This window comes from Rodentibacter caecimuris (assembly GCF_010587025.1).
Classification (GTDB): domain Bacteria; phylum Pseudomonadota; class Gammaproteobacteria; order Enterobacterales; family Pasteurellaceae; genus Rodentibacter; species Rodentibacter caecimuris.
The window spans coordinates 2,406,579-2,431,315 of record NZ_CP040863.1; the positions used below are offsets into that span (position 1 = coordinate 2,406,579).

The window sequence follows — 24,737 nt, forward strand, 5'->3', positions numbered from 1 at the left end:
ATTCGCTCTAGAAAGAGCGGTTAATTTAGGATGAGTTTTCATGAAAAAGTTATTCACAGTTTTGCCTTTAGCTCTTGCAACGTCTGCTGTAATGGCATACGAGCAGGATAAAACCTACCACTTCACACTTCTTCACACTAATGATACCCATGGGCATTTTTGGCCGAATAATAAAGGCGAATATGGTTTTCCTGCACAAAAAACAATTATTAATCGAGTGAAAGCTGAGGTAGAGAAAAAAGGTGGTTCGGTTATTTTATTAAATGCGGGTGATTTTAATACCGGTGTGCCTGAATCGGATATGCAAAATGCCGAACCGGATATCCAAGCAATGAATGCAATGGGCTATGAAGCAACGGTATTGGGCAATCACGAGTTTGACAATCCATTGCAAATGCTTGCAATGCAAGAATCTTGGGCAACTTTCCCTTTCTTATCTGCAAATGTGTTCAACAAGAAAACGAATCAACCGCTTGTTAAACCTTATATCGTTTTAGACAAACTGGGATTAAAAGTTGCCGTTGTTGGTTTAACCACAGAAGATACGGCAAAACTCGGTAATCCTGAATATACCGGCAATGTTATCTTTAAAGATCCGACAGAAACGGCAAAAGAAACCTTAAAAACACTGACTGAAAATGAAAAACCAGATGTAAAAATTGCACTCACCCACATGGGCTATTATTACGATGCACAACACGGATCGAATGCACCGGGTGATGTATCGCTTGCACGTAATTTAGATAAAGGTGCATTTGATATGATAGTTGGCGGACATAGCCACGATCCTGTTTGTGTGGATGAAAAAGGCGTATGGATTAAGGATTATAAACCAACACAATCTTGCAAACCGGATTATCAAAACGGTACTTGGATTATGCAAGCTTATGAATGGGGTAAATATGTCGGACGTGCGGATTTTGAGTTTAAAAATGGTGAATTAAAACTTGCCAATTATGAATTAATTCCGGTGAATTTGAAGAAGAAAGTAACAAAAGAAGATGGCAAAATCGAATACATTAATTATGGTGAAGTCATTCCTCAAGATCCTGAAATAGAAAAATTGTTAAAAAGCTATCAAAATAAAGGGGATGAATTACTAGGACGCGAGCTTGGGGAGTTAAAAGGCAAATTAGAAGGGGATCGTAATGTTATTCGTTTTAAACAAACTAACCTTGGTCATTTAATTGCAGAAGCACAGAGAGAACGTGCTGGTGCAGATATTGGCATTATGAATTCAGGCGGTATCCGAGATTCTATCCAAGCTGGTAAAGTCACTTATCGTGATATTTTAAAAGTGCATCCGTTTGGTAATATTGTAAGTTATGTGGATTTAACTGGTAAGGAATTACTTGATTATTTAAATGTAGTTGCATTAAAAGAGGTTGATTCCGGCGCTTATGCACAATATTCCGGTATTTCTATGGTGGTAAATAAAGCTGCTCAAAAAGTGGAAAACGTGAAAATTCAAGGTAAATCACTGGATTTATCGAAAATTTATCGGGTTTCTTTACCTAGTTATAATGCAGCAGGCGGCGATGGTTATCCTGTTGTTACTAAAAATCCTACTTTCTTAAATACGGGGTTTATTGATGCTGAAGTGCTCGCTAAATATATTTGGAAAAATTCACAAAAAATTCCACTTGATGCATCAAAATATGATCCAAAAGACGCAGTGATTTTTAAATAGGGATAATTATGGCTTTAGAATTGTCTGAAATAAGACAGCAAATTACACAAATAGATCGAAATCTTTTGAAGTTGCTTTCCGAACGTCATCGTTTGGCTTTTGATGTGGCAAGAAGTAAGGAAATAAGCCAAAAAGCTTTGCGTGATGAGGAACGGGAGCAACAGCTTTTACAAGAGCTTATACAATTTGCAGAGAATGGAAATTATCAGCTTGAACCACAATATATCACCTCAATTTTCCAAAAGATTATTGAGGATTCCGTATTAACTCAGCAAGTCTATTTACAAAATAGATTGAATGAGCAACGTAGCCAAAATTTGCATATCGCTTTTTTGGGGAAACGGGGATCTTATTCTAATTTAGCCGCACGTAATTATGCTGCACGTTATCAAAAGCAGTTTATCGAACTCGGTTGCCAATCCTTTGAGCAAGTATTTGAAAAAGTGAAAAATGGCGAAGCGGATGTTGGTATTCTTCCCTTAGAAAATACGACCTCAGGAGCTATCAATGAGGTATATGATTTGCTTCAACATACGGATTTCTTCCTCGTTGGCGAGCTTGCTTACCCGATTAAACACTGTGTTTTAGTTAGTGAGACGACGAATTTGAGCCAAATTGATACTTTATATAGCCATCCGCAAGTGATTCAGCAATGCAGCCAATTTATTCATAGCTTAGATCGAGTTCATATTGAATATTGTGAAAGCAGTTCACATGCTATGCAGTTGGTATCAAGTTTGAATAAGCCAAATATTGCTGCATTAGGTAATGAAGATGGTGGAAAACTATATGGCTTAAGCGTATTAAAAACGAATGTTGCGAATCAAGAAAACAACATTACCCGTTTTATTGTAGTATCAAGAGAGGCGCATAAAGTTTCCCCGCAAATTCACACTAAAACTTTATTGTTGATGACCACACCACAACAAGCCGGTTCTTTGGCTGATACACTTTTGATATTTAAAAAATATCAAATTAATATGACGAAGCTTGAGTCTCGCCCTATTTACGGTAAACCTTGGGAAGAAATGTTTTATTTGGAAATTGAAGCGAATATTCATCATCCGGATACTCAAGAAGCTTTGGAAGAGTTGAAAAAACATAGTAATTACTTAAAAATTTTAGGTTGCTATCCAAGTGAGATTGTAAAACCTGCCAATATCTAACAAAAAGAGCGGTCGTAAAAATCAGTGTTTTTATGACCGCTCTTTTTTAGCATTAAATCTGTAAATAAATATCGCAGAAAAAATTAATAAACATCCGATTATTTTTGTGGGGAAAATATTTTCTTTTAATACTAGCCAACCTAATATCAATGTCCATACTGGTTCTAATAACATAATAATTGCAGCAGTATTGACATGACATCTTCTTTGAGCAACTGTTTGTAATAGTACGCGAATATTTGTAGCGACTAGAACGCTAGCTAAGAACCAAAACCATGTTTCAGTTGGAGGGGGAAGCCATTGTTCAAATAATAAAGAATAAATACTGGCAGATATGCCTACAATACCTAGTTGTATTGTTGTGAGAGGCAGCGAATCAACTTCTTTCGCATATTGATTATTTAATACAAAATAAAGTGCCGCACTTATCGAACTAAATAAAAACAAGATATTGCTCAGGGAGAAATGTATAAATCCTTGTTTAATTGATAAGAAATATAATCCTAATGTAGCTATAGGTAAAGCAAACCAAAATGTTATTTTAGGCTGATGTTTAAATAAAAGCCAAGAGGTTAGCGGTGCTATAAGCATTGACAAGCTATAAATAAATGCACTTTCACCTAAGTCTTCGCTATAAATTAATCCACTAATCCATAAAATCATCGTGACGATATAAGCAAGTCCAACAGAACTCGCTTTTAATTGTTGTGATCTTCCAAGAGATTTTATTGCGTGAAAGGAAAAAGGAAGAAAGATGAGAGCCGCTAAGCTAAATCTTAAACCAATAAATCCCATTGTTGGCATATCTTCTAAAGAATATTTAGAAAAGAACCAACCTGATGCAGCAATAAATGTCACAATCAAGAGAAGCATTTCGCCAGTGTATTTTTTCATCTCACTAGATAAATCAGCACTTGATTGAAGTGCTGATTTCCTTTTTATTTAGACCCATAAATTAGAATTGTTCAAACATTAGAAGCATAGTTATCTTTTATTATGTCTTTTTGAAAAAAGTGAAAGGTAATAATGTTAGAATGATCAACGCTTTTCATTGGTTATTCCTTAATAGAAAAGTGCTATTTATTAAAATACACTTTCTTTAACGCCATTTCTAACCCACGAAATTCGGCTAAACCTTTTAATCGTCCAATGGCGGAATACCCCGGGTTGGTTTTTTTATGTAAATCATCTAACATCTGATGGCCGTGATCCGGACGCATTGGGATTAAACGGGTTTCACCATGATTTAAGCGGCGATATTCTTCAGTGAGTAATGCTTTTACCACATTAAACATATCCACATCGCCTTCTAAGTGCGCCGCTTCATGGAAACTAAAAGGATTGTCTTCACGTTGGGTTGAACGTAAATGGGCGAAGTAAATTCTATCGGCAAATTGCTCGGTCATTTTTACTAAATCATTGTCAGATCGCACGCCATAAGAGCCGGTACACATGGTAAACCCGTTTGCCGGTAACGGTTGGGTTTCCACAAACCACTGCATATCTTCAATGGTCGAGACAATACGCGGTAACCCTAAAATCGGGCGTGGCGGATCGTCAGGATGAATGGCCATTTTAATGCCGACCTCTTGTGAAACCGGCATAATTTCATTTAAGAAATAAGCCAAATGGGTGCGGAACGTTTCAGGTGAAATCGCGTTATAACGATCTAATTGAGCTTGAAATTCATCAAGCGTATAGCCTTCTTCCGCACCCGGTAAGCCGGCGATAATATTACGTGTTAATTGCTCGATATCTTGCGCAGACATCTTGTCATAATAGCGTTTCGCAGCCGCTTGTTCTTCTTGATTATAAATTTGTTCTGCGCCCGGGCGTTTTAAAATATGAAGTTCAAATGCGGCGAAAGCAATATGATCAAAACGTAATGCTTTAGAACCGTCTGGCAATTCATAGGCTAAATCGGTGCGTGTCCAGTCTAAAACGGGCATAAAATTGTAGCAAACGGTGTCAATACCGCATTGTGCCAAGTTGCGCAGCGTTTGTTTGTAGTTATCAATCCATTTTTGATAATTGACGGTTTGTGTTTTAATTTCTTCATGAACCGGCACACTCTCCACGACAGACCACGTGAGGCCGGCATTTTCCACTTCGGCTTTCCGCTTTTCAATTTCTTCAATACACCACACCTCTCCGTTGGGAATATGGTGAAGAGCGGTCACAATACCGGTCGCCCCGGCCTGACGAATATCGGATAAAGAAACCGGATCTTTGGGGCCATACCAACGCCATGTTTGTTCCATTTTTAAACTCCTCTTATATTTTTAACGATCGACAACAATCGGACTCATATTAAATAAATAACCGTCAAAATTCGGGTCATCGACATCCGATAACTCAAAAAGTTTTTGTTTAACGTTTTCTAAATGTTGCCACATTGCTTTTTTTGCCATTGCAGGATCTTTTCTCTGCAAAGCGGTAATAATATTTTCGTGATCTTGCAACCAAAGATGACGATAGCTTTGATTTGGAATGTGAAGATGAAGTCCTTTCCACATTTGGCTATTGGTACGAAGGTCCCATAATGCTTTTTGCATTTGTAAGATGACTTCATTTTGCGTAATTTCTGCGATGGTGCGATGAAAATCTTCGTCTGCGACATAATCTTCATCCCCCTTTTCAAGGGTGCTTCGTTCTCTCGCTAGAATATCTTTTAGTTTAGTAATATCGGCTCGTGTCACTTGTAATGCGGCAAATTCGGCAATACTACTTTCTAATAACTGGCGGGCTTGTAAAAGTTCAAAAGGCCCGACATCAACCTTATCTAAAAAGTCATCATTGCTTGCTGTTCGTTGTGGCAAGGCAATCACATAGACACCGGAACCTTTACGAACTTCAACAAGGTTCTCTAACTCAAGCATAATGATGGCTTCTCGAATAACTGTACGGCTTACATCAAAATAATCGGCTAAATCACGTTCGGCAGGTAATTTATCGCCGATTTGATACTGGTGATTATTTAGCTGTTCTTTCAGTTCATTGCCTATTTTTTTATAGGAGCGTAAGTCATTGATGTTCATAATTTTTTCCTAATATTAATTTAATAAACTCAATTTGTAGTTTGGATTGATTACCTTACCATTAATGATGAGTTTTCGATTTTCTTTTTCAGGAAGACGAAAATTAATCTCATGATATTGTGGTAAATAATCGCCGCATTTCTCTACAGTGAGTTCTATTGTTTGGCTAGTACATTTTAGATGAATATCCAGTTTCAAGAATTTACCTTGTAAATAATCGAAACTTTCACCATCATCATCAAAAAGGGTGATATTTCTCTCTCCTTGATTAATAAAAGGCATAATTAATAATTCTCGATGATCATCGGATAATGTATTTTTGTGCCCTTTTCTTGCCATTGGAATAATACTTCCCGCTCTTAAAAATAATGGGATTTTTTCTAATGGCGCATCAACTGTGATCTTTTCGCCGCCATTAAACCATTTGTATGTGTAAAAGTCATACCAGCCGGTAAAATTTTGTGGAAGATAAACATCGCGTTTTCTTTGATTCGGTTCAACGACAGACGCAACTAATAAATCTTCACCAAACAGATAATCATCATTTTCTTCAAAGGTATTTATATCATGCTCATGGTCAAGAAATGTTGGACGTAACATTGGTTCATAATCATGATGTGCTTTCCACAACGCATTGTACAAATAAGGCATTAAAGAATAACGTAATTGGATAGCATCACGAATGATATTTGTCATTTCAGGATACATCCATGGTTCATTCACCGTTTTATCATCATTCCAAGAGTGAATCGTAAATCTTGGATGCATTACACCATTTTGAACCCAACGAACAAATAATTCAGGATCCGGCTTATTACCGGAGAAACCGCCCACGTCATGTCCTATGTTATAAAGACCGGAAAGACTCATTCCCAGTCCCATTTTTATGTTATAACGCAGCGTATTCCAATTTGTGCGGTTATCACCTGACCATGTTTGAACATAACGGTTCATCCCCGGTGAGCCGGAACGGGATATTAAATAAGGGCGTTTATTTGGCGCATGTTCTAATTGAGCTTCGTAAGATGATTTCATCATCAAGAGTGGTTGTAACGGGCGTAACAATTTTATTGGCATACCTGTACCAAAATAATGACACTTAGCGTAGTTATCCCACACTTCAAATTCATTATTGTCATTCCACGTAGAATTAATGCCGTAATCCAATAATTGTTGCTTTACATTCGCTTTCCACCAATTTACGGTATCCATATTTGTAAAATCGAGATGAGATCCTTCGTCATCCCAAAACATCGATCTTTCAGGGGTATCTGATTCAGAATCTTTAATGAATAAGCCAAGTTTTTCGACTTCTTGATAACGCGGATGATCTTGTAGTAAACAAGGTTTAATATTGGCTGCTAATTTCATACCCGCATCATGGAAATGTTTTGTCATTTCTTTTGGGGTTGGAACTTTGTCATAATTCCAGTTGAAAACATAACGTTTTCCATTAATGGATGTGTAGCCAGAAGATAGCTGGAATGAGTCGCAAGGAATATCATGATCATCACATAAATCCACAAACTTTTTGAGTTGCTCTTGTGCATTCGGTGCATCGGTATAGTGCATCGTTGAACCACTGTAGCCTAAGCTCCATTTCGGGCCAAAGATAGTACCGCCTGTCAGCTTGCAATATTTTTTAGTCACATCAAGTACTTTGGGGCCAAGAATGACGTAGTAATCTAGATCTCCATCTTCAGCTTTATAGTGACGATAGTAAGTGTGGTAATTGTCAATTTCACTGCCTAAGATAAACCAGCAAGGTGCAAGGTTATCGTAATACAGGCCATAACTGGCTTCCTGTGTATGCGTGATATAGAATGGAAGATGTTTATAAAGCGGATCCGTATATTCTGCGTTATAGCCCATTGCATCAATATTACGCATTTCAAAGCGACGGCCATGACGATTTAAATTACCGGTTTTTTCACCAAGTCCATAATAATGCTCTCGCATATCGCGTTGTAAATAATGAGAAACTTCAGTATTTGAAATCCCCATTAAATAAGCGCCGGTTTTTCTATCGCTAAATAGTGGTTTCCATTCCCCATCTTGTTTATATTGCCATTCCAAATAAAGAGGGTAGTGCACCGTTACTTTTAAAAGTGCGGTTGAAATTTCGAGTGTTTTTTCTATTTGCTTAATCTCATAATCAGGGCAAGAAAAACCATCTAATGACCACTTGTCTCTGCCTTGCCAAGCAACATCGGCTTGATTAGGGGTAATTGCCCAAGTGTGAGGTACCGTAAAAGTATTATTTTTAGTGAATGCAACACGTAGCAGATCATTTTCTAATACAAAAATATGCATCTGATAACCATGATCGCAGGCAATATCAATCCGATGATGATGATTTTCCACAAACTGCCAATTTTTAACCGCTTTCATCTTATTTTCCTCATCTATGAATTAATAACCTAATAACATTTTTGGTAATGCTAAACTCAATGATGGAACGTAAGTGACCAACAAGAGTGTAAAAATTAAAGCAATATAGAATGGAAGTAATGGTTTAATGACTTGATTAATTTTCACACCACCGACAGAACATCCGATAAATAAAGCACTACCAACCGGTGGTGTACAAATACCAATGGAAAGATTGAATGCCATCAAGATACCAAAATGAACCGGATCCATGCCTAATTCAGTCACAATGGGTAAAAAAATTGGTGTAAAGATAAGTAGTGCTGGCGTCATATCCATAAATACACCCACAATCAAAAGAATAATATTGATGATTAACAGAATGATAATTGGGTTATCGGAGATATTTAATAAGGCATCGCTAATGGTGTAAGGAATATCTGCGTTCGCCATTGCCCAAGACATCCCCATTGATGTACCAATCAAGAGTAATACAATTGCAGTGGTGACAACCGAATCTAAAATAATTTTTGGTAATTCTTTAATAGTGACTTCACGATAGAACACTACCGCAAGAATTAAGGTATAGACCACGGCAAAAGCAGAAGCTTCGGTTGCAGTAAAAATACCGCCGATAATACCACCCATAATTACGATGATTAAGCCAAGACTTGGTAAGGCATCAAGCGTTTTCTTTACTGCTTCGGAACGAGTTGGCTTTGGGGAAACAGGATATTTTCTTCTTTTTGCAATAACAGCAACAATCAGCATAATGGATAAGCCCATTAAAATTCCCGGAATATAACCTGCAAGGAATAATGCGCCAATTGATGTACCGCCTGAAATTAAGGAATAAACGATAAACGTATTGCTTGGTGGGATAAGTAATCCGGTAGGACAAGAGGCAATATTGACCGCAGCGGAAAAGGTAGGATCATAACCTTCTTTCTTTTGTAACGGAGACATAATTCCGCCCATTGCTGCACCGGAGGCAACTGCGGAACCGGAAATAGAACCGAACATCATATTCGCTAACACGTTGACATGCGCTAAAGAACCCGGCAAACGCCCGCCAATAACTTTAGCAAATTCAATCAAGCGCATGGCGATACCGCCACGGTTCATAATGTTACCGGCTAAAATAAAGAAGGGAATGGCAAGTAATGAGAAGCTATCCAATCCTGAAGCCATTTTTTGTGAAATTACCGCAATGGCGGCATCAAATGGGATTGAAAGCATGATTGTGAGAAGTGATGAGATCCCAATTGAAAATGAAATAGGTACGCCAATGAAGAGTAGCACAAAGAAACTTGAACAGAGTACGATAATATTAGACCATTCCATTTTTATTCTCCTTGATGAGCTGAAGCAAGTCGCGATTTTCCATTCATAGTATGAATGTTATCGACAATATCTCTTAAAAGATAAATCAACATAAAGCTGCCGCTTAAAGGAATTGCGAGATAAACCAGCCCCATTTGAATACCTAGTACAGGCGAAATTTGTCCATTATTTACTGTCTCCATCACTAGGTTAAATCCGCCGTAGCACATAATTACTGAGGCAAAAGTTGCACTGATTAAATTAATGATAAGTTGTAAGCGATGTTGATGAATCGGAGAGTGTTCAAATTTACTCATCAGTAAATCAATGGCTAAATGTTTTTTCTGACCAAGCGCATAAGCGGCACCCATTAAACCTACCCAAATAAAGAGAAATCGTGCGATTTCGTCTGTATAGGTACTTGGTGCGTTTAATAGATAGCGAGATAGAACCTGCCAAACTACACAACACACAAGGAATGAACTTAATACAACGCAAAGTGTTGATAAAACCCAATTTATGATGGAAATAAACTTACTCATCAATGACTCCTTCTGTCGTTAATTTTAAATTGGTGGACCAATTATGGGTTAAAACCGTTTTTCTGAAAAGTTTTTTTATTTAAATTTGTGATCTGGATCACCAATTTAAAATAATTGGATTGACCACTTTATTTTTTTTGGTCTATCATCTTTTCAACATCCGAGTTGTTAGCGGGTGCTCTTCAATTTATCTACTATGGGAGAAGCATTATGCGAATCAAAAAAAATATTCTTTCTTATGCGTTAGTTTTGGCACTGTCTGCCGGAATGTCGTTTTCAGCCTCAGCAAAAACAGTATTGAAATTAAGCCATAACAATGACAAAACTCATCCTGTACATATCTCAATGCAATATATGGCGGATGAGGTAAAGAAATTGACTAATGGTGAGGTCGTCGTCCGTATTTATCCGAATAGTCAGCTTGGAACACAGCGTGAATCAATGGAGCTATTACAATCCGGTTCGCTTGATATGGCAAAATCGAATGCGAGTGAATTGGAAGCTTTTGAAGGCTCTTACGGTGCCTATAACATTCCCTATCTTTTCCATAATGTAGATCACTACTATCGAGCTCTCCTTGATCCTGAAGTCGGACAAAAAATTCTTGATTCATCAAAAGGCAAAGGATTTATTGGTTTAACCTATTATGATGGTGGTGCTCGCAGTTTTTATGCGGATAAGCCCATCAAATCTCCTGCCGATCTTAAGGGGATGAAAGTTCGTGTTCAACCGAGCCCGACCGCAGTTGAAATGATGAAATTGATGGGCGCTTCACCAACGCCTTTAGCCTATGGTGAACTCTATACCGCTTTGCAACAAAAAGTGGTAGATGGGGCTGAGAATAATCAAACCGCTTTAACATTAGCCCGTCATGGTGAAGTGGCAAAATTCTTTAGTGAAGATGAACATACCATGATTCCGGATGTTCTTGTTATTGGTCAAAAGTCTTGGGATAAATTAACGCCGGAACAGCAAAAGGCACTCAAAAAAGCGGCGGATGATTCCATGATGTATCACAAAGACTTATGGCAAAAAATGATTGCTGAAACAACTCAAGAAGCGAAAGATAAATTGGGTGTGGAATTTGTAAAAGTAGATAAACAACCATTTATTGATGCAACGAAGAGTATGCACGACACTGCCAAAGCAAATCCTTTACTTAAAGATTATGTAGAACGTATTGATAGCTTAATCAACAAATAATGAAGATAAAGGATGTGTCCTATCGCATCCTTTCGTTTTGGGATAAATATGAAAAAAATTGCATTTATCGGCGAATGTATGATTGAACTGAATGGTAAGCCATTTGGCGAAATGTGGCAAAGTTATGGTGGCGATACATTAAATTCGGCTACTTATCTGAGTCGAATTAGTTCTCCAAATGATATTCAGGTTCATTATGTTTCTGCATTAGGTACGGATAATTTAAGTTCACAAATGCGTACTCATTGGCAAGCAGACCTCATTCACACGGATTGGGTATTAAAAGATGAAACCCATCAACCGGGTCTATATCTTATCCAACTTGATGAGCAAGGCGAGCGTACCTTTCTTTATTGGCGTAACCAATCCGCCGCGCACTATATGGTACGGCATCCTGATTTTCATTTGGTTTTAACCGGACTTCAACAAGTGGATATTATTTATTTAAGCGGTATTTCACTTGCAATCTTATCTAAAAATGACCGCTCTTTTTTAATTGAACAGTTAATATCATTAACTAAATTAGGTGTAGAAATTGCATTTGATAGCAATTTTCGCCCTAAATTATGGGATTCATTGAAAGAGGCTCAAGATTGTTATTTACAGCTATTACCTCATGTTCGCTTGGCATTAGTCACCTTTGATGATGAACAATTATTATGGGGAGATGAAAACGAGCAAGCCACGCGAACACGATTACATCGAATAGGCATACCAACAGTGATTGTAAAGTGCGGTCAAAATGGTGCTTGTTTTTCAGATTCTCAATCACACCAATATGGGCAGGTTATACCTGAACCGATACAGAATGTTGTTGATACAACATCGGCGGGAGATTCCTTCAACGCCGGATTTTTAAACGGTTACTTACGCGATAAACCGCTCAATATTTGTTGCTATCAAGGCAATCGTGTTGCCGGTATCGTGATTCAACACAAAGGCGCGATTATAGACAAGCACGCCACATCCCATCTTCTATCTGAATTTAATTAACGGAGTATTAATATGAATATTGCAGCTAACCATCATCTGGAAAATAAAGTGATTGTCATCACCGGTGCCGGAGGCATATTGTGTGCCTTTCTAGCAAAGCAACTGGCTCATACTAAAGCAAGTATTGCCCTACTTGATATTAATTTTGAAGCTGCTGACAAAGTCGCACAAGAAATTAACCAAAGGGGAGGTAATGCCAAAGCCTATAAAACAAATGTATTGGAGCTTGAAAGTATTAAAGAAGTACGAGAGCAAATTGCGGCTGATTTCGGTACTTGTGACATTTTAATTAACGGTGCGGGGGGCAATAATCCAAAAGCGACAACAGATAATGAATTTCATCAGTTTGATTTAAATGAAAGCACTAAAACTTTCTTTGATTTAGATAAATCCGGTATTGAGTTTGTCTTTAATCTCAATTATTTGGGAACCTTATTGCCAACTCAAGTTTTTGCCAAAGATATGCTTGGTAAAAAAGGCGCAAATATTATCAATATTTCCAGTATGAATGCCTTTACACCGCTTACAAAAATCCCTGCATATTCAGGCGCCAAAGCGGCAATTAGTAATTTCACCCAATGGCTTGCGGTATATTTTTCAAAAGTGGGTATTCGCTGTAATGCTATCGCACCGGGTTTTTTGATCAGCAATCAAAATCGAGGCTTATTATTTGATGCGGAAGGAAACCCCACTGCACGTGCAAACAAAATTTTGACTAATACCCCAATGGAACGTTTTGGCGAACCGGAAGAATTGCTCGGCGCCTTATTATTCTTAATTGATGATAATTATTCCAGCTTTGTGAATGGTGTTGTAGTCCCTGTTGACGGTGGGTTCTCGGCTTATAGCGGTGTATAGGGGAATCAAATGAAACAATTTATGGACGAAGATTTTTTGCTTTCAACGAATACGGCAAAAACGCTCTATCATGACTATGCCAAACATCAGCCTATTTTTGATTATCACTGTCATCTAAACCCAAAAGAGGTCGCTGAGAATCGCCAATTTAAAGACTTAGCTGAAATTTGGTTAGAAGGGGATCATTATAAATGGCGTGCATTGCGCACCGCCGGTGTTCCTGAAGAATTGATTACAGGAAAAGCAGATAATTACCAAAAATATTTGGCTTGGGCAAAAACCGTTCCGCTTTGCATTGGTAACCCAATTTACCATTGGACGCATTTAGAATTACGCCGTCCTTTTGGCATTACTAATACCTTATTCAATTCGCAAAATGCAGATAAAATTTGGTATCAATGTAATGAAATGTTACAGCAACCGGAATTTTCCGCACGTGGTATCATGCAGCAAATGAATGTGACCTTGGTGGGTACGACAGACGATCCGATTGATTCTTTGCAATATCATCAAGCAGTTAAAAACGATGAAAGTTTTGATATTGATATGGTACCAAGTTGGCGACCGGATAAAGTATTCAAAATTGAATTACCACAATTTAACGACTATATCGCTCAATTAAGCGAAGTTGCGGATGTGGAAATTCATACCTTTGCAGATTTACAAAAAGCATTGTTAAAACGTCTTGAATATTTTGATGTTCATGGCTGTAAATCGGCGGATCACGGTATGGAAATTGTACGCTTTGCCCCTATTCCTGATGAATCCGTCCTTAATGCTATTCTTCAAAAACGCTTGCAAAATCAACCGCTCTTGGAAGATGAAATTGCCCAGTTTAGTACCGCTGTTTTAGTGTGGTTGGCCGCTGAATATTGTAAACGTCAGTGGGTAATGCAAATGCATATCGGCGCAATCCGTAACAATAACAGCAGAATGTTTGCTTTACTTGGTGCAGATAGCGGGTTTGATTCTATTGGTGACCGCACTTATGCAGAGTCGCTTTCCCATTTATTGGATGCAATGGATCGCCAAAATCAACTGCCTAAAACTATTTTATATTGCTTAAATCCGCGTGATAACGAAATGATTGCCAGCATGATTGGTAATTTTCAAACCGGCGGAATTGCAGGCAAAATCCAATTTGGTTCGGGGTGGTGGTTCAATGATCAAAAAGATGGGATGGAACGTCAGTTACAGCAACTCTCACAATTAGGTTTATTAAGCCAATTTGTCGGTATGCTAACTGACTCTCGGAGTTTCTTATCTTATACCCGTCACGAGTATTTCCGACGTATTCTATGTGAAATGGTTGGGAAATGGGTCGAGAACGGTGAAGCGCCAAATGATATGCCTCTGTTAAGCAAAATGATTGAAAATATCTGCTTTAACAATGCTAAACATTATTTTAAATAGGGAAAAACTATGTCATATACAACCAATCAAATCATCGAAAAACTCCGTCGGTTTAAAGTTGTTCCGGTGATTGCATTAGACAATGCGGAAGATATTTTACCGTTAGCAGATAGCTTGGCTAAAAATGGTTTACCGGTGGCGGAAATTACATTTCGTTCGGAGGCTGCGGCGGAGGCGATTCATCTGTTGCGTTCGGCACGTCCGGATTTCTTGATTGCGGCAGGAACGGTTTTAACGGCGGAGCAAGTGGTTTTAGCCAAAAATAGTGGGGCGGATTTTGTTGTTACACCGGGTTTTAACCCGAAAATTGTGACATTATGTCAAGACCTCGATTTCCCGATTACACCGGGGGTGAATAATCCGATGTCAATTGAGGCGGCGCTAGAATTGGGAATTTCTGCAGTGAAATTTTTTCCGGCAGAAGCGTCGGGCGGCATTAAAATGATCAAAGCCTTACTTGGGCCTTATGGGCAATTACAAATTATGCCGACCGGCGGTATCGGGTTGCATAATATTAAAGATTATCTTGCTATTCCTAATGTGGTGGCTTGTGGTGGTTCTTGGTTTGTGGAGAAACAATTAATTCGTTCACAAAACTGGGATGAGATAGGGCGTTTAGTCAAAGAAGTAGTTGATTTCACGAGATAAAATGAGAGGCTACAGGAAAAGTGCGGTCATAAAAATCGATATTATTGAGCAGTTTCATTAAATTATTTAGAGACAAGTCATTAGTGGACAAAGGCTCAATAGATGGGATGATGGCGCTAAAGTCTTTAGCATAGAGATAAAATAGCGGTAGAGATACCGCTTATTTTCGTTATCAATGTACTTCAAGCTGATTTGTTTTCGTGTAATCCTGCCTCTTTGGCGGAGTTAGTTTAACTGTTTTTGGATGGTGTATCAGAATGTTGCTCAATATCAAAAACAAAAATTCGTTGCGTAATTTCGGCGATAGTGAAGCCTTTAGTCTGTTCATTTTTCTAACAGCTGTCTAAAAAATTGTTCGGCATTTTTAGCATAGCAGATATTAATAAGGGAAATGGAAAAACCATCTCCCTTTGATGAGTTAGTTATTGACTAAAATACACTTTCTTTAACGCCATTTCTAACCCGCGAAATTCGGCTAAACCTTTTAATCGTCCAATGGCGGAATACCCCGGGTTGGTTTTTTTATGTAAATCATCCAACATCTGATGGCCGTGATCTGGGCGCATTGGAATTAAACGGGTTTCACCATGATTTAAGCGGCGATATTCTTCAGTGAGTAATGCTTTTACCACATTAAACATATCCACATCGCCTTCTAAGTGCGCCGCTTCATGGAAACTAAAAGGATTGTCTTCACGTTGGGTTGAACGTAAATGGGCGAAGTAAATTCTATCGGCAAATTGCTCGGTCATTTTTACTAAATCATTGTCAGATCGCACGCCATAAGAGCCGGTACACATGGTAAACCCGTTTGCCGGTAACGGTTGGGTTTCCACAAACCACTGCATATCTTCAATGGTCGAGACAATACGTGGTAACCCTAAAATCGGGCGTGGCGGATCGTCAGGATGAATGGCCATTTTAATGCCGACTTCTTGTGCAACCGGCACAATTTCATTTAAGAAATAAGCCAAATGGGTACGGAACTTTTCCGGTGAAATCGCGTTATAACGATCTAATTGAGCTTGAAATTCATCAAGTGTATAGCCTTCTTCCGCACCCGGTAAGCCGGCGATAATATTACGTGTTAATTGCTCGATATCTTGTGCAGACATCTTGTCATAATAGCGTTTCGCAGCCGCTTGTTCTTCTTGATTATAAATTTGTTCTGCGCCCGGGCGTTTTAAAATATGAAGTTCAAAGGCGGCAAAAGCGATATGATCAAAACGCAATGCTTTAGAACCGTCGGGCAATTCATAGGCTAAATCGGTGCGGGTCCAGTCTAAAACGGGCATAAAATTGTAGCAAACGGTGTCAATACCGCATTGTGCCAAGTTGCGCAGCGTTTGTTTGTAGTTATCAATCCATTTTTGATAATTGCCGGTTTGTGTTTTAATTTCTTCATGAACCGGCACACTCTCCACGACAGACCACGTGAGGCCGGCATTTTCCACTTCGGCTTTCCGCTTTTCAATTTCTTCAATACACCACACCTCTCCGTTGGGAATATGGTGAAGAGCGGTCACAATACCGGTCGCCCCGGACTGACGAATATCGGATAAAGAAACCGGATCTTTGGGGCCATACCAACGCCATGTTTGTTCCATTTTTAAACTCCTATGTTATTGTAAGTCGTTAGATACCTACAACAACCGGATTTGTATTGAATAGGTATCCGTCAAAATGTGGATCTTCTACATCAGATAACTCAAACAATTTCACTTTTACATTTTCTAAGTGCTGCCACATTGCTTTTCTGGCTGCATTCGCGTTTTTCTTCTGAATTGCCAGTAAAATTGTGTGATGATCTTCTATCCATAAATGGTGATAATCTTTTTGTAAAATTCTACTATGTAACTGAGCCCACATTGCACTGTTAAAACGATATTGCCATAACTGTTCTTGTAATTTTACCAGTACATCATTTTGCGTGATCTCTGCTAATGCAATATGGAAATCTTTGTCTGCGCTGTAGTCATCTTGATTTAGAGCGAGTAATTCTTTTTCTCGATGTAAAATTTGCTTTAAATTTAAAATATCTTTCTTTGTTGCTTGCACTGCCGCAAATTCGGCAATACTACTTTCTAATAACTGGCGAGCTTGTAATAATTCAAAAGGGCCAACATCAGGCAAACTAGTATTTTCTATATCGGAATGAGCTGTGGGTATCCTAACAACGTAAACCCCTGAACCCTTCTTAACTTCTACTAATTTTTCAACTTCCAGCATGACCATTGCTTCACGAACAATCGTTCGACTGACTCCAAATTTTTCAGAAATTTCTCGTTCAGTCGGTAGCTTATCTCCAACAGCATAAATGCCTTGAGATATGTCTCGTTTAAGATATTCCCCAATTCGGGTATATGTTCTATTAGTGATATTTTCCATATTTTCTCCAAAATTGGTACTCCAATTTTTAAATTTTGTGATTTTGGTCACAAAAATAATATTTTGGTATTCCAAAATGATTTTTAATGTCTCATAATCATATCATAGTTAATTACAGCAAGTAATTTTATTCCATTAAGAAAACACGGGGAGTTTGAATATGACAAAGTTAATTAGAGCTATATGCTTGGAAGAGCCTAATAAGGTATCGGTAAAAGAAGTGGTGTACCCTCAAAAAGGCAACAATGACGTACTTATCCAAGTTGAATCAATGGGAATCTGTGGGTCGGATATTGGGGCATATAGAGGTACAAATCCATTAGTAACCTATCCAAGAATACTAGGTCATGAGATTGTAGGCAGAATTATAGAAAGTGGAATTGGTATGCCTGAAAATGTAAAAGTTGGCGATCGAGTTATAGTAGATCCCTATGTGTACTGTGGTAAGTGCTATCCTTGCTCAATTGGTAGAACAAATTGTTGTGAATCCTTAAAGGTTATTGGTGTACATATTGATGGGGGGATGCAAGAGGTCATTAGGCATCCTGCTCATCTTATAACGAAAGTACCCGATAATTTACCAATCAACCAACTACCTCTGGCAGAGCCTTTAACGATTGCTTTACATGCTTTGCATAGAGCAAATTTAAAAGAGAACGAACACATTATTATTATCGGTGCGGGCGCTATCGGATTAATGGCTGCATTAGTCGCTATTCAATACGGCGCAGTCCCTATTTTAGTCGATATTTTGGATAAACGACTTGAGTATGCCCAATCTTTAGGAATAGAACATATCATCAATCCTCAAAAAGAAGATGATATTAACAGAATCAAAGAAATCACAAATAGCCGTATGGCTGAAGTCGTAATGGAAGCTTCAGGCGCAAACAGTTCAATAAAAAACACGCTGCATTATGCATCTTTTGCAGGACGTATTGCGCTAACTGGATGGCCAAAGGCAGAAACACCGTTACCAACTAATTTAATAACATTCAAAGAACTAAATATCTATGGTTCTAGAACAAGTAAAGGTGAATTTGAAGAAGCATTAAACATGCTTTCTACACATAAAATTGATGCATCTAATATTATTACCAAAAGCATAAATTTTGAGGAAATCCCTAATTTTATTTCTGAATTATCAAATAACCCAGAGAATTATTTAAAAATTAATGCTGTTTTCCAGATGAATAATCAATAATGAGGATAAAATCATGAGAAAAAATACATTGAGTAAATTATTACTTGTTTCTAGCATACTATTTAGTGGCAGTGTTTTTGCAAAAACAATTATTAAGTTAGGCCATTATAATTCTGATATGCATCCGTCTCATATAGCATTACAAGAATATTTTAAGAAAACAGTTGAAAATGAAACGGATCATCGCTACGAAATTAGAATTTATCCTAATAACCAATTAGGTGGGGAAGATCAAATTTTAAATGGTTTACGTAACGGCACTATTGAAGCCGGTATTACAGGTTTATTATTACAAAATGTTGATCCTATTTTTGGTGTATGGGAGTGGCCTTATCTCTTTAAAGACAATCAAGAAGCGAAAAAAGTGTTGGAGTCTCCCGTTGCCAATGAAATTGGTCAAAAAATGGAAACATATGGTATTAAATTACTTGCTTATGGTATGAATGGATTTCGTGTTATTTCATCAAATAAAAAATTAGAAAAATTTGATGACTTCAAGGGGTTGCGTTTAAGAGTTCCATTAAACTCATTATTTGTTGATTGGGCAAAAGCAATGAGTATTAACTCGCAAAGTATGCCACTTAGCGAGGTGTTTACCGCATTAGAACAAAAAGTTATTGATGGTCAAGAAAACCCTTATATGCTAATTAAAGATTCCGGTTTATACGAAGTGCAAAAATATATTATTCAGACTAATCATATTTTCTCTCCCGGTTTATTACAAATTAGTTTAAAAACATGGAATAAAATTCCTAAAGAAGATCAAGCTATTTTCCAAAAAGCAGCTAAATTATACCAAGAGAAAGAATGGGAATTAGCAATAGAGAAAGAGTCTGAAGTTAAAGACTATCTTGCTAAGCATGGAAATGAAATTATTGTTCCTAATGAATCATTCAAGACTGACATGATAAGTGCTTCAAAATCTTTATATGATGATTTTTATAAGAAGTATGATTGGGCTAAAGAGATTGTACAGAAAATTAATGATGCTAAATAATAAAATATGAGTATAGCCTCCACTTTAATTCTATTAAAGTGGGGGAATAAGGAAATAATCTTATGAAAATAGTAAAGTATTTGGATAAAATATTAGAATATATTTCTATGTTAGCCTTAATTATTATGATTTCACTTGTCTTTTTCAATTCATTATTAAGGTACTTTTTTGATTCCGGTATTGCTTTTTCGGAGGAGTTTTCTAGGATTTGCTTTGTATATATGATTTTCTTAGGAATAATTTTAGTTGCTAAAGATAAAGCTCATTTGACAGTTGATATTGTTATTTCATCCTTACCTGAAAAATATAAAAAAATAGTATCACTTATTTCTAATTTATGTGTTTTGGTTTCAATGATATTCATTGCTTTTGGCGCATTGCAATTAATGGCTTTAACATATACACAAAAAATGCCTGCAACAGGAATATCTTCATCTTTTTTATATCTTGCAGCGGTTATCTCATCAGTCTCATATTTCTTTATTATCATATTTAGTGTAATCAAAGATAATAAAAATTCTTTGGATAAATAGGAGATTAAAATGTTACTATTATTTTTAGGTAGTTTATTTTTCTTATTATTCCTTGGCGTTCCCGTTGCTTTATCAATGTTATTAAGTGCAAGCATTATGCTATATCATCTTGATATGTTTGACACTCAATTAATTACAGAAAATTTTGTAATGGGAACTAATAACTTTCCTCTAATGGCTATTCCATTTTTTATGCTTACAGGGGAAATTATGAAACACGGTGGAATATCAGAGAGAATTATTAACTTCGCCACAAGTATGGTAGGGCATATTAAAGGTGGATTAGGTTATGTTGCAATCATTTCGGGATTAATCTTTGCTGGATTATCCGGATCTGCCGTTGCAGATACTGCTGCATTGGGTGCAATACTTATTCCAATGATGGTATCAAAAAAATATGATGCAGCTCGTTCCACCGGACTTATTTGTGCAGCAGGTATTATCTCTGTCGTTATCCCTCCTAGTATTCCTATGATTATTTATGGCATTACTGCAGGTGCTTCTATAACTAAACTATTTATGGGAGGAACAGTTCCCGGCTTGTTAATGGTTATAGGATTATGGTTTGTCTGGAAAATGCTTTATCGGAATAATGATTCAAGTTTAGAGAGAAAACAAAGTGGAAAAGAAAGATGGAGTGCATTCAAAAAAGCATTCTGGCCGTTACTCCTACCTGTAATCATTATTGTTGGCTTAAGAGGAGGAATTTTTACACCAACGGAAGCGGGAGTTGTGGCAGCCATTTATGCCGGATTAGTTAGTGCAGCTTATAAAGAATTAACATTAGCTAAATTAAGAGAAGTTTTTATCGGAACAATTAAAACAACCTCAATGGTAATGTTTGTTGCAGCGGCGGCAATGATCTCAGCTTTTGCAATAACAGTTGCTCAAATTCCAACCGAATTAGTTCAAACAATTAAAGGATTAACTGATAGTCCAACAATTCTCATGCTAATTATTATGCTATTTTTATTATTAGTAGGATGTGTTATGGATTTAATTCCGGCTGTATTAATCTTTGTACCGGTATTATTACCTCTATTAAGAGCATATAATATTGATATTGCTTATTTCGGCATCATGATGGTAATTAATTTATCTATTGGACTAATCACTCCACCGGTTGGAACGGTATTATATGTTGGTTCCGGAATATCTAAATTAGGCATTGGAAAGTTATCTAAAGGTATTTCTCCATTCTTACTAATATACGCAATTATTATGCTATTAATGGTATTTTTTCCTGATATCGTCATTGTTCCAATGAATTGGTTATCTTAATGAAGTAGCAATATTATTGTTAATTTAATAGTGAACAATATTACATTTATCGGTAAATATATGATTGAACGGAATGGTAAGTCATTTGGTGAAATATGGCAAAGTTATGCTGGCGATAGATTAAATTCAGCCACTTATCTGAGCCTAAATAGCTTTCCAAATGATATTCAGGGTTCATTATGTTTTCTGCCGGTACGGATAACTTAAGTTCACAAATTCCTAATGTAGTGGTTTGTGGTGAAACAACAGCTCCGGTCAAAAAACTGGGATTCAATGGGGCGTTTAGTCAAAGACGTGGTTGATTTAGCGGGATAAAATAAAAGACTAAAAAAAGTGCGGTCATAAAAATTATTGTTTTTTGACCGCACTTTTGTCACTATGCTTTTTTTAAAAATTCAGATTTCAACATGATTTTGCCACAATCAACATTATGATCGCCCTTGGCTAAACGAATATTTTTAAATTTTGTGCCTTTTTTTAAGACTTCAGATGAACCTTTCAATTTTAGATCCTTAATTAAAAGTACATCATCCCCATCTGCAAGTAGGTTGCCATTACTGTCTTTCACAATAAGTTGATCGTCATCTGACTCAACCGGCTCAGTGCCGTTCCATTCATAAGCACAGTCCGGACAAACGAAGTTTACCGAATCGTGATAGACATATTCACTCTGGCATTTTGGGCAAGCAGGCATTTGTTCCATAGGTTATTCCTTTTTTATTCAATTATGATGAATGCATGAGTATAGCAAAAAATAAGGTATTCACCAAAAGTGCGGTTACTTTAGGGAAAATGGGGAACAACTTTCTTTGCTTATAAGAATATTGAATAATTCTATACGTATGATCTGAAAGACTATATTTCTAGGTCGGTTTAAGCTGTGACAACGTGAGGGGAAGTCTATACTGATAAATATAAAACCAGCTATTAAGCTGGTTTTATTGGTTTAGAAGGGTTAGTTCAAATCGTCAATGAGAACATAAATTTGAGAAACGGGGCCGTGGACACCGACAACTTTAATTAGCTCAATATCTGCGGTAGCACTTGGGCCGGAAATAATATTAATGCAGGATGGCATATGTTCTCCAACGAGGGCTTTTTCATGAAGAATTTGAGCTAATTGAGCAACACGCGGAAGTACCGCACTTTTACGAATGACAACAATTGATTTTTCAGGTAATAAACTTGTTGAGCGACCATTTTCCTTAGCGGAAAATAAAACAACGCCTCCTGATTCCGCAAGCCCATATTCACCGTGTACGATGCCAATATTCGCTTTGGCTGATTTTATGATGTTTTCGTCACCATTATCGTAATCCCACACGTAATTGTCGAATGTATTTTTTACCGCATCAATAATACCAAGCTCTTCAAGGCGGGAATCATGGTTAAGTACGATGCTACCGCCACCATATTTTTCGCAGACATCTATAATCGCTTTTGTGACATTCTCTTCTTTCGTTTCAACAATATCTACTAATAGAATTTTCGCGAAATTTATAAATTCATCACAAAGTTCGCTTTGAGATAAATGTGTTAAGCGAGTCAAAGGATAGTTATTTAATGGCTCTTCCATGGGCGTTGGCACTAATTGGCGTGCTCTACCCATTTTATTTGCAAGTTTATTTAAGAAATTTTCTCTGTTTTCTAAATTCATTGTTATTAATTCCTTTATCTGAATTATTTCCGTTTCGTAAACCATTCACGGAAGCTTTCGCCATCACTGCTCGGTAAATCACGGGCTTTTGTCCATTCACCTAATGCCCCCATTTTAATTGCAGGTTTTCCATTTTTGATAAATTTACTTATCGCTTTTGCCCCGACTTTAACTCCCATATTCCAAAGAGTAGGGTGGGAATTGGCAAATGTGAAGCCCTTAATTTCCAGTTGTTCGATTTTTGGTGTAATGCCTTGTTCTACCATTTTTTCACGATGTTTAAGAATGAGTTGGGCAAGTGTAATCTTAACAGGGCAAACACTGTTACATGCGTTACAAAGTGAACAAGCATAAGGTAATTCCTTAAATTCTTTGTAACCGCCTAGAAGAGGAGATATGACAGCACCGATTGGCCCTGGATAGATGGAACCATAGCCGTGTCCGCCGATTTGGCGATAAGCAGGGCAGGTGTTTAGACATGCGCCACAGCGAATACAACGTAGAACTTCCTTGAATTCACTTTCTAAAATCGCTGAACGTCCATTATCAACAATTACTAAATGGAAATCCTCCGGGCCGTCAGCTTCATTTTCTAGACGTGGGCCTGTAAGCCAAGTATTGTAGGCGGTTAATTTTGCGCCTACAGCACTGCGACAAAGCATTGTAATTAGTACATCGACTTCTTTAAAGGTTGGTGCGATACGTTCCATCCCCATTACAGCGATATGTGTTTTCGGAACAGTTGTGGCTAACCGTAAGTTGCCTTCATTTGTTACTAAACAAACCGAACCTGTTTCAGGTACGGCAAAGTTACAGCCCGAAATTCCAATATCCGCCTTTAAGAAATCTTTTCGTAAAACTTTACGGATAAACGCATTCATTTCTTCCGGTTGCTCAGTACCTTCATAGCCCAATACTTCGTGTAATTCTTTTCGAATACGATGACGATCTTTATGGATGGCCGGTACAACAATATGAGAGGGCTTATCGCCAACAATTTGGAGTAAATATTCACCTAGATCCGTTTCAACGACTTTTATTCCTTCGGTTTCCAAAACTGAATTTAAACCGATCTCTTCCGTTACCATTGATTTTGATTTAACAATAGTTTTAGCTTTTTTCTCTAGGGCAACTTTACGGATATAATCGCTTGCTTCTTCAGCCGTTTCGGCAAAAAAAACGTGTCCCCCGTTTTGGGTGACTTTTTCACTTAATTGATATAAGTAGGCATCTAAATTAGCTAAAACATGATTACGGAATTGTTTAGAAAGATCACGCCATTCTTCCCAATGCCCTAATTCATCAACCATTTTTTGGCGGTTTGCACCAATGGTTTCTTGAGCCTTGATTACCGCTTTACGCATGATTTCATTGTGAATTTGCTGTTCGACACGTTCTTTAAAAGGAAGGTTGTTGGTTTGTAAATGGGACAT

At 37.4% G+C, this 24,737-nt stretch carries 22 protein-coding genes; 11 read left to right on the plus strand and 11 right to left on the minus strand.

The genetic code is table 11. The annotated features are described in order from the left end of the window. The first annotated feature begins 40 nt into the window (after window positions 1–40). On the plus strand, window positions 41–1,690 hold the full coding sequence (gene ushA / locus FEE42_RS11725; RefSeq protein ID WP_164028695.1) for a bifunctional UDP-sugar hydrolase/5'-nucleotidase UshA: 1,650 nt from the start codon (window positions 41–43) through the stop codon (window positions 1,688–1,690). An 8-nt stretch (window positions 1,691–1,698) separates the two neighbouring features. Beyond that, a complete protein-coding gene (locus FEE42_RS11730) occupies window positions 1,699–2,856 on the plus strand; it encodes a chorismate mutase (protein ID WP_164028697.1) in 1,158 nt (385 codons plus the stop codon). A gap of 30 nt (window positions 2,857–2,886) precedes the next feature. Here the strand turns inward: FEE42_RS11730 and FEE42_RS11735 are convergent, their stop codons facing one another. The 6 genes from FEE42_RS11735 to FEE42_RS11760 form a co-directional block, all read right to left on the minus strand. Further along, window positions 2,887–3,750: a DMT family transporter gene (locus tag FEE42_RS11735; protein WP_059367123.1), complete on the minus strand. Its 864-nt coding sequence runs from the start codon at window positions 3,748–3,750 to the stop codon at window positions 2,887–2,889. A gap of 182 nt (window positions 3,751–3,932) precedes the next feature. Then, window positions 3,933–5,117 (minus strand): mannonate dehydratase, encoded by a 1,185-nt coding sequence (gene uxuA / locus FEE42_RS11740; protein WP_164028699.1) that lies wholly within the window; start codon window positions 5,115–5,117, stop codon window positions 3,933–3,935. 21 nt (window positions 5,118–5,138) lie between these two features. After that, complete coding sequence (locus FEE42_RS11745) at window positions 5,139–5,894, minus strand: FCD domain-containing protein (RefSeq protein ID WP_059367114.1); 756 nt, start codon at window positions 5,892–5,894, stop codon at window positions 5,139–5,141. Between the two features lie 15 nt (window positions 5,895–5,909). Next, window positions 5,910–8,285 (minus strand): glycoside hydrolase family 31 protein, encoded by a 2,376-nt coding sequence (locus tag FEE42_RS11750; RefSeq protein WP_164028701.1) that lies wholly within the window; start codon window positions 8,283–8,285, stop codon window positions 5,910–5,912. Window positions 8,286–8,306: 21 nt separating this feature from the next. Beyond that, window positions 8,307–9,608 (minus strand): TRAP transporter large permease, encoded by a 1,302-nt coding sequence (locus tag FEE42_RS11755; RefSeq protein ID WP_164028703.1) that lies wholly within the window; start codon window positions 9,606–9,608, stop codon window positions 8,307–8,309. Between the two features lie 2 nt (window positions 9,609–9,610). Next, window positions 9,611–10,129 (minus strand): TRAP transporter small permease, encoded by a 519-nt coding sequence (locus FEE42_RS11760; RefSeq protein WP_059367101.1) that lies wholly within the window; start codon window positions 10,127–10,129, stop codon window positions 9,611–9,613. A gap of 210 nt (window positions 10,130–10,339) precedes the next feature. On the opposite strand from FEE42_RS11760, the gene FEE42_RS11765 reads away from it, so the two are divergent. Genes FEE42_RS11765 through FEE42_RS11785 form a run of 5 tightly spaced genes read left to right on the plus strand, consistent with a single transcriptional unit; the run spans window position 10,340 to window position 15,244 of the window. Next, window positions 10,340–11,332 (plus strand): TRAP transporter substrate-binding protein, encoded by a 993-nt coding sequence (locus tag FEE42_RS11765; protein WP_164028705.1) that lies wholly within the window; start codon window positions 10,340–10,342, stop codon window positions 11,330–11,332. A gap of 48 nt (window positions 11,333–11,380) precedes the next feature. Further along, window positions 11,381–12,325 (plus strand): sugar kinase, encoded by a 945-nt coding sequence (locus tag FEE42_RS11770; protein WP_164028708.1) that lies wholly within the window; start codon window positions 11,381–11,383, stop codon window positions 12,323–12,325. A gap of 12 nt (window positions 12,326–12,337) precedes the next feature. Next, the gene (locus FEE42_RS11775; protein ID WP_059367091.1) at window positions 12,338–13,183 is read left to right on the plus strand and encodes an SDR family oxidoreductase; all 846 of its coding nucleotides are present in this window, start codon (window positions 12,338–12,340) and stop codon (window positions 13,181–13,183) included. A 9-nt stretch (window positions 13,184–13,192) separates the two neighbouring features. Continuing rightward, a complete protein-coding gene (uxaC, locus tag FEE42_RS11780; protein WP_135969132.1) occupies window positions 13,193–14,596 on the plus strand; it encodes a glucuronate isomerase in 1,404 nt (467 codons plus the stop codon). Between the two features lie 9 nt (window positions 14,597–14,605). Further along, window positions 14,606–15,244, plus strand: a complete 639-nt coding sequence (locus tag FEE42_RS11785) for a bifunctional 4-hydroxy-2-oxoglutarate aldolase/2-dehydro-3-deoxy-phosphogluconate aldolase (protein ID WP_135969133.1) — start codon at window positions 14,606–14,608, stop codon at window positions 15,242–15,244. Window positions 15,245–15,666: 422 nt separating this feature from the next. Here FEE42_RS11785 and uxuA (FEE42_RS11790) read toward each other — a convergent pair whose 3' ends face one another. Next, on the minus strand, window positions 15,667–16,851 hold the full coding sequence (gene uxuA, locus FEE42_RS11790) for a mannonate dehydratase (RefSeq protein WP_164028710.1): 1,185 nt from the start codon (window positions 16,849–16,851) through the stop codon (window positions 15,667–15,669). Window positions 16,852–16,879: 28 nt separating this feature from the next. Next, entirely contained in the window at window positions 16,880–17,632 is a 753-nt protein-coding gene (locus FEE42_RS11795; RefSeq protein WP_059368848.1) for a GntR family transcriptional regulator, read from the minus strand. Between the two features lie 160 nt (window positions 17,633–17,792). On the opposite strand from FEE42_RS11795, the gene FEE42_RS11800 reads away from it, so the two are divergent. The 4 genes from FEE42_RS11800 to FEE42_RS11815 all read left to right on the plus strand — a co-directional run bounded on the left by FEE42_RS11800 (window position 17,793) and on the right by FEE42_RS11815 (window position 21,647). Next, window positions 17,793–18,836 (plus strand): zinc-binding dehydrogenase, encoded by a 1,044-nt coding sequence (locus tag FEE42_RS11800; RefSeq protein ID WP_059367080.1) that lies wholly within the window; start codon window positions 17,793–17,795, stop codon window positions 18,834–18,836. Between the two features lie 13 nt (window positions 18,837–18,849). Then, the gene (locus tag FEE42_RS11805; protein WP_059367077.1) at window positions 18,850–19,833 is read left to right on the plus strand and encodes a TRAP transporter substrate-binding protein; all 984 of its coding nucleotides are present in this window, start codon (window positions 18,850–18,852) and stop codon (window positions 19,831–19,833) included. Window positions 19,834–19,895: 62 nt separating this feature from the next. Then, window positions 19,896–20,366 (plus strand): TRAP transporter small permease, encoded by a 471-nt coding sequence (locus FEE42_RS11810; protein ID WP_059367075.1) that lies wholly within the window; start codon window positions 19,896–19,898, stop codon window positions 20,364–20,366. Between the two features lie 9 nt (window positions 20,367–20,375). Then, entirely contained in the window at window positions 20,376–21,647 is a 1,272-nt protein-coding gene (locus FEE42_RS11815; RefSeq protein WP_164028711.1) for a TRAP transporter large permease, read from the plus strand. Between the two features lie 376 nt (window positions 21,648–22,023). Here the strand turns inward: FEE42_RS11815 and FEE42_RS11820 are convergent, their stop codons facing one another. The 3 genes from FEE42_RS11820 to FEE42_RS11830 all read right to left on the minus strand — a co-directional run bounded on the left by FEE42_RS11820 (window position 22,024) and on the right by FEE42_RS11830 (window position 24,737). Further along, complete coding sequence (locus FEE42_RS11820) at window positions 22,024–22,341, minus strand: zinc ribbon domain-containing protein YjdM (RefSeq protein ID WP_418067225.1); 318 nt, start codon at window positions 22,339–22,341, stop codon at window positions 22,024–22,026. A gap of 261 nt (window positions 22,342–22,602) precedes the next feature. Beyond that, window positions 22,603–23,304 carry a LutC/YkgG family protein gene (locus tag FEE42_RS11825; protein ID WP_164028713.1) on the minus strand — a complete coding sequence of 234 codons (702 nt, stop codon included), beginning with the start codon at window positions 23,302–23,304 and terminating at the stop codon, window positions 22,603–22,605. A 23-nt stretch (window positions 23,305–23,327) separates the two neighbouring features. Then, window positions 23,328–24,737 carry a LutB/LldF family L-lactate oxidation iron-sulfur protein gene (locus FEE42_RS11830; protein WP_164028714.1) on the minus strand — a complete coding sequence of 470 codons (1,410 nt, stop codon included), beginning with the start codon at window positions 24,735–24,737 and terminating at the stop codon, window positions 23,328–23,330.